Origin of the sequence: uncultured Abyssibacter sp., from assembly GCF_964000955.1 — a bacterium.
GTDB lineage: Bacteria > Pseudomonadota > Gammaproteobacteria > Nevskiales > OUC007 > Abyssibacter.
This window is the reverse complement of the sequence record NZ_CAXFCL010000293.1, coordinates 1-8,555: the sequence shown is the minus strand read 5'-3', so window position 1 is coordinate 8,555 and position 8,555 is coordinate 1. Positions and strand designations below refer to the sequence as shown.

At 65.2% G+C, this 8,555-nt stretch carries 9 protein-coding genes; all 9 read left to right on the top strand.

Features of this window, described 5'->3' with window-relative positions:
* Positions 1–589: SDR family oxidoreductase (locus tag ABNS06_RS14115; protein WP_348675235.1), on the top strand; the 589-nt coding region annotated here is incomplete at its 5' end.
* A 10-nt stretch (positions 590–599) separates the two neighbouring features.
* Entirely contained in the window at positions 600–1,439 is an 840-nt protein-coding gene (locus ABNS06_RS14110; protein ID WP_348675234.1) for an SDR family NAD(P)-dependent oxidoreductase, read from the top strand.
* A gap of 34 nt (positions 1,440–1,473) precedes the next feature.
* Entirely contained in the window at positions 1,474–2,457 is a 984-nt protein-coding gene (locus ABNS06_RS14105) for an NADPH:quinone oxidoreductase family protein (RefSeq protein ID WP_348675233.1), read from the top strand.
* Between the two features lies 1 nt (position 2,458).
* Positions 2,459–3,532, top strand: coding sequence for a phosphotransferase (locus tag ABNS06_RS14100; RefSeq protein ID WP_348675232.1), 1,074 nt, complete (start codon positions 2,459–2,461; stop codon positions 3,530–3,532).
* 26 nt (positions 3,533–3,558) lie between these two features.
* Positions 3,559–4,776, top strand: coding sequence for an acyl-CoA dehydrogenase family protein (locus ABNS06_RS14095; protein WP_348675231.1), 1,218 nt, complete (start codon positions 3,559–3,561; stop codon positions 4,774–4,776).
* Between the two features lie 15 nt (positions 4,777–4,791).
* Positions 4,792–5,802: an NADP-dependent oxidoreductase gene (locus tag ABNS06_RS14090; RefSeq protein ID WP_348675230.1), complete on the top strand. Its 1,011-nt coding sequence runs from the start codon at positions 4,792–4,794 to the stop codon at positions 5,800–5,802.
* A gap of 43 nt (positions 5,803–5,845) precedes the next feature.
* Positions 5,846–6,253: a thioesterase family protein gene (locus ABNS06_RS14085; RefSeq protein WP_348675229.1), complete on the top strand. Its 408-nt coding sequence runs from the start codon at positions 5,846–5,848 to the stop codon at positions 6,251–6,253.
* A 73-nt stretch (positions 6,254–6,326) separates the two neighbouring features.
* Positions 6,327–7,280, top strand: coding sequence for an alpha/beta hydrolase (locus tag ABNS06_RS14080; protein WP_348675228.1), 954 nt, complete (start codon positions 6,327–6,329; stop codon positions 7,278–7,280).
* Positions 7,281–7,498: 218 nt separating this feature from the next.
* The coding region (locus ABNS06_RS14075; RefSeq protein WP_348675227.1) for an aconitase family protein at positions 7,499–8,555 on the top strand (1,057 nt) is incomplete at its 3' end.

Genomic DNA, 8,555 nt, shown 5'->3' with positions numbered 1-8,555 from the left:
CGCCGAGGCGCTGACCTGCCACATCGGCGACATGAATCAGATCACCACGTTCTGGACCACCATCGCCGACAAGCACGGCAAGGTCGATGTACTGGTCAACAACGCGGCGGCCAATCCCTACTTCGGCCCGACCGTGGACACCCCGGTCGACGCCTTCGACAAGACCGTGGACGTCAACATCCGCGGCTACTTCTACATGACCAGCCATGCGGCCAAGATGATGATCGCCCAGGGCGGCGGCAGCGTGATCAACGTGGCCTCGGTGAACGGCAAGGTTCCTGGCCCGTTGCAGGGAATCTACTCCATCACCAAGGCCGCGGTGATCAGCATGACGCAGGCCTTCGCCAAGGAACTGGGCGACGCCAAGGTCCGCGTGAACGCCCTGCTCCCGGGCATCACCGACACCAAGTTCGCCTCCGCGCTGGTGCACAACGAGGACATGCAGAAGATTCTGATGCCGCGTGTCCCGCTGCGCCGGGTCGCGCAACCTGAAGAGATGGCCGGCGCGGTGCTTTATCTCGCCTCGGACGCGTCCAGCTACTGCACCGGCACCGCGTTGAACGTGGACGGCGGCTACCTGATCGGCTGAGGACAATCCCATGGATGATCTGAACAATCGCGTGGCCGTCATCACCGGCGGTGGAAGTGGTCTGGGCCGGGAGCTGGCGCTGCGATGCGCGGATGCCGGCATGCGGCTGGCACTCGCCGATGTCGACGAGGCCGGCCTGAGCGAAACCGTGTCGCTGCTGCCGGAAGGTACCGACGTTGTCACTCGCCTGGTCGACGTCTCCAAGGCTGACGCCGTCGAGGCCCTGGCCACGGCGACCTACGAGCGGTTCGGCGCCGCGCATCTGGTGTTCAACAACGCCGGTGTGGCGGTTTCGGGCCCGACCTGGACGTCCACCACGGACGACTGGAACTGGGTGCTCGGCGTGAACCTGATGGGCGTCGTGCACGGGATACGCAGTTTTGTTCCACGCATGCTCGAGGGCGGCGATCCCGGGCGCATCATCAACACCGCGTCACTGGCCGGCCTCACCTCCGTCCCCGGCTCGAGCGTCTACTGCGTCAGCAAGCACAGCGTGGTCACGCTGTCGGAGTGCCTGCATCACGAGCTGACCGCGATGCAATCGAAACTCGGCGTCTCGGTGATCTGCCCCGCCTTCTTCAAGACCGGTATTGCGGACTCGGAGCGCAACCGCCCCGCCCACCTCGCCGATGCCAACCCGCTGGGCGAGGAATACGCCCAGTTCGTCAAGGCGGCCATCGAGGCCGGTCGCCTGTCCGCGGGCGACATCTCCCGCTTCGTCATGGACGCCATCGGAGAGAAGCGCTTCTACATCCTCCCGCACGGCGGCGCGATCAAGCAGACCGAAGTGCGCATGCGCGACATCCTCGAACAGCGTGACCCGACCAACCCGATGGCACCGCCGGCCTGACCCGCCCCCATCCGAACAAGCTCAGGAGACATTCATGAAAGCACTGCTCTGCAAACGGCACGGACCGCCGGAGGACCTGGTGATCGACGAGGCACCCGACCCGGCACCGGGCGACTGGGACGTCGTCATCGAGGTCCACGGCGCGGCGGTCAACTTCCCGGACACCCTGATCATCCAGACCCTCTACCAGTTCAAGCCCGACCTGCCGTTCTCGCCCGGCGGCGAATGCGCCGGCGTGGTCCGCGCCAAGGGCGCCAAGGTCGGCCATCTGAACATCGGCGATCGCGTGCTGGCGTTCACCGGCTGGGGCGGATTCGCGGAACTCGCCGTCGCCGATTCGCGCGCCGTCGTGCCCATGCCGGAGGGCCTGGATTTCGTCACCGCCTCGGCCTTCGTCATGACCTATGCGACCAGTTATCACGCGCTGGCGGATCGCGGCGCGCTGAAGGAAGGCGAAACGCTGCTGGTGCTGGGCGCATCCGGCGGCGTGGGCATCGCCGCCATCGAGGTGGGCAAGGCGCTGGGCGCGACCGTCATCGCCGCCGCATCCACCGCCGAGAAGTTGGCGGTGTGCAAGGAGCACGGCGCCGACGAGCTAATCAACTACAGCGACGAAGACCTGAAGACGCGCGTCAAGGAGCTGACCGGCGGCAAGGGCGCGGACGTGATCTACGACCCGGTCGGCGGCGCGTTCTCCGAAGCCGCGCTGCGAGCGATCGCCTGGCGCGGGCGTTTTCTGGTCATCGGCTTCGCCAACGGGGACATTCCGAAGATTCCGCTGAATCTGGCACTGCTCAAGGGCTGCAACATCAACGGCGTGTTCTGGGGTGACTACGCCAAACGCGAGCCGATGAACAACATGAAGGACCTGCGCACGCTGTTCGGCTGGCTGCAGGCCGGCAAGCTCAAGCCGCACATCGCCGGCACCTATTCGCTGGAGGATGCGCCCAAGGCGATCCGTGCGCTGATGGACCGCAAGGTCTCCGGCAAGCTCGTCATCACGCCGAAGGCGGCCTGACATGTCTGACCAGAAGGACTTCAGCGGCACGATGCCGGTGCAGGACAAGCACCGCTTCGACGAGGCCGCACTCGCCGACTACCTCGCCACGCAGATCGCGGACTTCCGCATGCCGCTGACCGTGGAGCAGTTCAAGGGGGGGCAGTCCAACCCGACCTACCGGCTGGTCACGCCCAACCGGACCTACGTGCTGCGTCGCAAGCCGCCGGGTCAGCTGTTGCCATCGGCCCATGCGGTGGACCGCGAGTACCGGGTGATCACCGCCTTGGCGAACACCGACGTGCCGGTGGCGAAAACCTGGTGCCTTTGCGAGGACACCAGCGTCATCGGCACCGCGTTCTACGTCATGGACTGCGTCGATGGCCGGGTGATGTGGGACCCCACCCTGCCGGAGCACGACCCAAGCGATCGCGCGGCGATCTTCGACGCGATGAACGCCACCATCGCCGCATTGCACGCGGTGGATGTCGACGCCGTGGGGCTTGGCGACTACGGCAAGTCCGGCAACTACTTCGAGCGCCAGATCGCGCGCTGGAGCAAGCAGTACCGGGCCTCGGAGACCGAAACCATCGCCGCGATGGACAACCTCATCGACTGGCTGCCGCAGAACATTCCGCCGGGGGACGAGGTCTCCGTCGTCCATGGTGACTACCGGCTGGACAACATCATGTTCCACCCCACCGAGCCGAGGATACTCGCGGTGCTCGACTGGGAGCTGTCGACGCTGGGCCATCCGCTGGCCGACTTCGCATACCACTGCATGACCTGGCATATCCCCAGCGGCCTGTTCCGCGGTCTGGGCGGTGTCGATCTCGCCGCGCTCGGCATTCCGGACGAGGCCGCCTACGTCGCGAAGTACTGCGAACGCACCGGCCGCGCACCGATCGACCCCAGCCACTGGGATTTCTACATCGCCTACAACATGTTCCGGCTGTCCGGGATTCTTCAGGGAATCATGGGCCGGGTGAAAGCCGGCACGGCCTCCAGCAAGAAGGCCGAGGCCATGGGCCGCGGCGCCCGGCCACTGGCCGAGCTGGGCTGGATGCAGGTGGAAAAAATTCTGGCGCGTCGCTGACGCCGCCGCCTCCGACGGAGATCATCATGTTCGACTATTCCGACAAGACCCAGGACCTGCTCGCCCGCGTGAAGGCGTTCATGGACGAGCACATCTACCCCAACGAACATCGCTATCACGACGAGGTGAATGCCGGCGACGATCGCTGGCAACCAACCAAGGTTGTCGAGGAGATGAAGGTCAAGGCCAAGGAGGCCGGGCTCTGGAACCTGTTCCTGCCCGAATCCGAGCACGGTGCCGGTCTGACCAACCTCGAATACGCACCGCTTTGCGAGCAGATGGGGCGGGTGCTGTGGGCGCCGGAGGTGTTCAACTGCTCGGCCCCCGACACCGGCAACATGGAAGTGCTGGCCCGTTACGGCACGCAGGAGCAGCAGGAGCGCTGGCTCAAGCCCCTGCTCGCTGGCGAGATTCGCTCCGCCTTCGCCATGACCGAGCCGGATGTCGCCTCCTCCGACGCCACCAACATTCAGTCGTCCATCGTTCGTGACGGAGACGAGTACGTCATCAACGGGCGCAAGTGGTGGACGACCGGGGCTCCCGATCCACGCTGCAAGGTGCTGATCTTCATGGGCAAGACCGACCCGGATAACGAGAGTCGGCATCGTCAGCAGTCGATGATCCTGATCCCGATGGACACGCCCGGGGTCCACATGACCCGGGTGCTGCCCGTGTTCGGTTACGACGACGCACCGCACGGTCACGCCGAGATTGAATTCAAGGATGTCCGGGTACCGGCATCCAACCTCCTGCTGGGCGAGGGACGAGGCTTCGAAATCGCCCAGGGCCGCCTGGGACCGGGCCGCATCCATCACTGCATGCGCGCTATCGGTGCGGCGGAACGGGCGCTGGAAAAAATGTGCCAGCGCGTGACCGAGCGCGTGGCGTTCCACAAGCCGATCGCGGCGCAGGGCGTCACCCGCCAGCGCATCGCCGACGCCCGCATCCTCATCGACCAGGCCCGACTTCTGACGCTGAATGCGGCCCACATGATGGACACGGTCGGAAACAAGGTCGCGGCGAAGGAAATCGCGATGATCAAGGTCGCCGCTCCGGCCATGGCCTGTCAGGTGCTCGACTGGGCCATCCAGGCCCACGGCGCCGGTGGCGTCAGCGACGACTTCGGTCTGGCGTACGCCTATGCCCAGCTGCGCACATTGAAGCTGGCGGACGGCCCGGACGAGGTTCACCGCAATGCGATCGCGAAGCTGGAGCTCTCAAAATACGCCAATATTTCACGATAAGGCACTGACTTTTATATGAATACAGAACAAACAAATCATCAGTACCAGCTCAAGAGCCGACCCACTGGCATGGTCGGCCCTGAACATTTCGACTACGTCGAGGCGCCGGTGCCGGCCCCTGCGGATGGCGAGATCCTGGTTCGCAATCTCTACATCTCGCTGGACCCCGCGATGCGGGGCTGGCTCAACGATGCGAAATCCTACGTGCCGCCAGTGGGCATCGGCGAGGTGATGCGCGCGATGTCGGTTGCCCGGGTGGTCACCTCCCGGCATCCCAAGTTCGCGGAGGGTGACATCGTCTCCGGGATTTTCGGCGTGCAGGACTACGCCGTCAGCGACGGCAAGGGCGTGGTCAAGGTCGACCCAGGCCTGGCACCCCTGCCCCGCTACCTGGGCACGCTGGGCATGCCCGGCATGACCGCGTACTTCGGACTGCTCGATATCGGCAAGCCGCAACCCGGCCAGACCGTCGTGGTCTCCGGCGCCACCGGCGCCGTTGGCCAGGTCGTCGGCCAGATCGCCAGGATCAAGGGCTGCCGCGTGGTCGGTATTGCCGGCGGACCGGAGAAATGCCGACATGCCACCGAGGTGCTCGGCTACGACGCCTGCATCGACTACAAGCACGAGGACGTGAAAGCGGCGCTGCGCAGGCATTGCCCCGATGGCATCGATGTCTACTTCGACAATGTCGGCGGTGAAATTCTGGACGCCGTGCTCACCCGGCTCGCCATGCACGCCCGCATCGTGATTTGCGGCGCGATCTCGCAGTACAACAGCAGTGACGTCCAGGGCCCGAAGAACTATCTGTCGCTGCTCGTGCATCGGGCGTCGATGACCGGCATGGTCGTGTTCGACTATGTCAGCCGTTACGGCGACGCGGCCCGCGACCTGGCCGAATGGATGGCGGACGGCAAGCTGCAAAGCCGCGAAGATGTCGTCGAGGGGCTCGAGAACTTTCCGTCGGCGCTGCTCAAGCTCTTCTCCGGAGACAATTTCGGCAAGCTGGTGCTGAAGGTCGCGGAGTAGCCGGCCCATACCGGAGCGTGGTGCCCGTGACGTGATTCAGGACATGAACCGTTTCAAGACCGGGCGCCGTGTGCTGTTCGGAGATTGTGACCCGGCCGGTATCGTCTACACCCCGCGTGTCAGCCACTTCGTCGTCGAAGCCGGCCTGGAATTTCTCGACCACCGTTTCGGTGGCTCCGCCACCAGGCAGCTGTTCCGGGCGGGGATCGCGCCACCGGCCCGGGCGCTGTCGATGGAGTTTCTTCATCCGATGCGCTGGGACGACCTGCTCGACATCGAGGTTCACGTCGCCCGACTGGGGAACACGTCGGTCACGCTCGAATGCCGGGGAACGGTGAACGGCATCACCACATTCACCGCGACCATGACCATGGCCTTCGTGAACACCGAAACCATGTCCTCGACCGAAATTCCGGAATCCGTCCGCGCCCAGCTGACCGAACCGGACTGACGATGGCGTTCAGTGCTAACGTTTCGCACTGAACGCCCTTCGCCACCGATTGCCACAGCCGGTCCCCAGACGCATGCCTGACAGTTCCTCGCAACCCATCTTCTCCGACCCATCGCTGACCGCGACGGGAGGCGAGTTCGGCTTCGCGCCCTGTGGCGAGTTGGAACTTGCCTACGAGCGGATCGGCGACCGGGATGCCCCCGCCGTGCTGCTCGTGATGGGGCTCGGGTCGCAGCTCGTGTTGTGGCCGGATGCACTTTGTCTCGCCCTGGTCGATGCAGGCTACCAGGTGATCCGCTTCGACAATCGGGATGTTGGCCTGTCGTCCAAGCTGGACGGCGTGACCGCGCCGGGCATTCCCGAACTGGTCATCAAGCGGCGCCTCGGACTGAGCGCCGAGGTGCCCTACACGATCAGCACGATGGCGGACGATGCGGTCGCGTTGATGGACGCGCTGGACATCGAACAGGCCCATGTCGTCGGCGCATCCATGGGCGGGATGATCACGCAGGTGATGGCCGCGACGCGGCCGCGTCGCGTCCTGAGCGCGGCGCTGATCATGACCACCACCGGCCACCGCAAGCTGAGGCAGCCCAGTCTCGCCCTGCAACGCCGACTGATCCGCAAACGCCCCAAGGCCATGGACGAAGCCATCGCGCAAAGCATCCAGACCTATCGCCTGATCGGCAGCACCGGCTTCGAACAGACCGATGAGGAGATTCGCGCCAAGATCGAGCGGCAGATTCATCGCAATGTTTATCCCGCCGGCACGCTCAGGCAGCTGACGGCCATCGTCGGTTCGCCGCATCGCGGCAGGCTGGTGAAGCAGATCAGGCAACCCTGCCTGATCCTGCATGGTCGCGCCGACCCGCTGGTCCCGGTCGAGGCCGCGTTCGACCTGAAGGACAAGATTCGGCACGCGCGCCTCGACGTCATCGATGGCTGGGGACATGACTTCCCCAATGCGCTGGTCCCGCGCATCGCGGACAGCCTGGTGCGCCATCTGGATGCGGCCGAGCAGCGCTGAGCCGGCGGCCTTGATGGCGGGATGAGCCCGCCGGGACGACACCCGGAGCCCGGCCGGCGGCGAACAGCCGTCACTGGAAATCCCTCTCGCATCCGCCTACCCTGAAGGTCGAGCCCAAACCCAAAGCGGTTGCACGACCGGCTGGGGAGCCGGCGCCTCGTGGCGTCCGGAATGGGGTTTAGCGGGACATCGCTGGTCAGGCATTCGCGCCAGATCGCATGGATGACCACACAGGCACCGTCGCCCACAAACTGATCGCCGACCACCTGCTGGACGGCGAGATGGTCCCGGGCCGCGAAATTGCACTTCGAATCGACCAGACGCTCACGCAGGATGCGACGGGCACGCTGGTCATGCTGGAGCTGGAGGCGATGCGGCTGGACCGCGTCAAGACCGAGCTGTCCGCCCAGTACGTTGACCACAACCTGCTGCAGGAAGATTTCCGCAACCCGGACGATCACCGGTTTCTCAAGAGCGCCTGCAATCGCTTCGGGGTCTGGTACAGCCGCGCCGGCAACGGCGTCAGCCACCCCACCCACATGCAGCGTTTCGGAAAGCCGGGCAAGACCCTGCTCGGTTCCGACAGCCATACCTGCGCCGCCGGTTCGCTGGGCATGCTGGCGATCGGCGCCGGCGGCCTGGAAGTGGCAATGGCCATGGCCGGCGAACCCTTCCACCTGACCATGCCCGAGATCTGGGGAATCGAACTGACCGGCGACCTGCCGGATTGGGTCAGCGCCAAGGACATCATCCTGGAAATGTTGCGCCGTCACGGCGTGGACGGTGGTGTCGGCAGAATCATCGAATACCACGGCCCGGGTCTGGCCGGCCTGTCGGCGATGGACAGACACGTGATCGCCAACATGGGCGCGGAACTGGGCGCGACCACCAGCGTGTTTCCCGCTGACGAACAGGTTCGCCGTTTTCTGGCCGGAGAACAGCGCGAGGACGATTTCACTCCGTTGCAGGCGGATCCGGATGCCCGCTACGACGTCACCGACCGCATCGACCTGAGCGAACTGGTCCCGCTGATCGCCAGACCGTCCAGCCCCGGCGACGTTGTTCCGGTGTCCGAAGTCTGTGGCGAGGCCATCGGCCAGGCGTACATCGGCTCATCGGCGAACCCCGGCTACCGGGACTTCGCGGTCGCGGCCGAGATCGTCAACGACGGCCGCGTGCACGAGGACGTGTCCTTCGACATCAACCCGACGTCCCGAAGCCTGCTGGAGACCCTGATGCGAGACGGTTTCATTGCCCCGATGATCCACGCGGGCG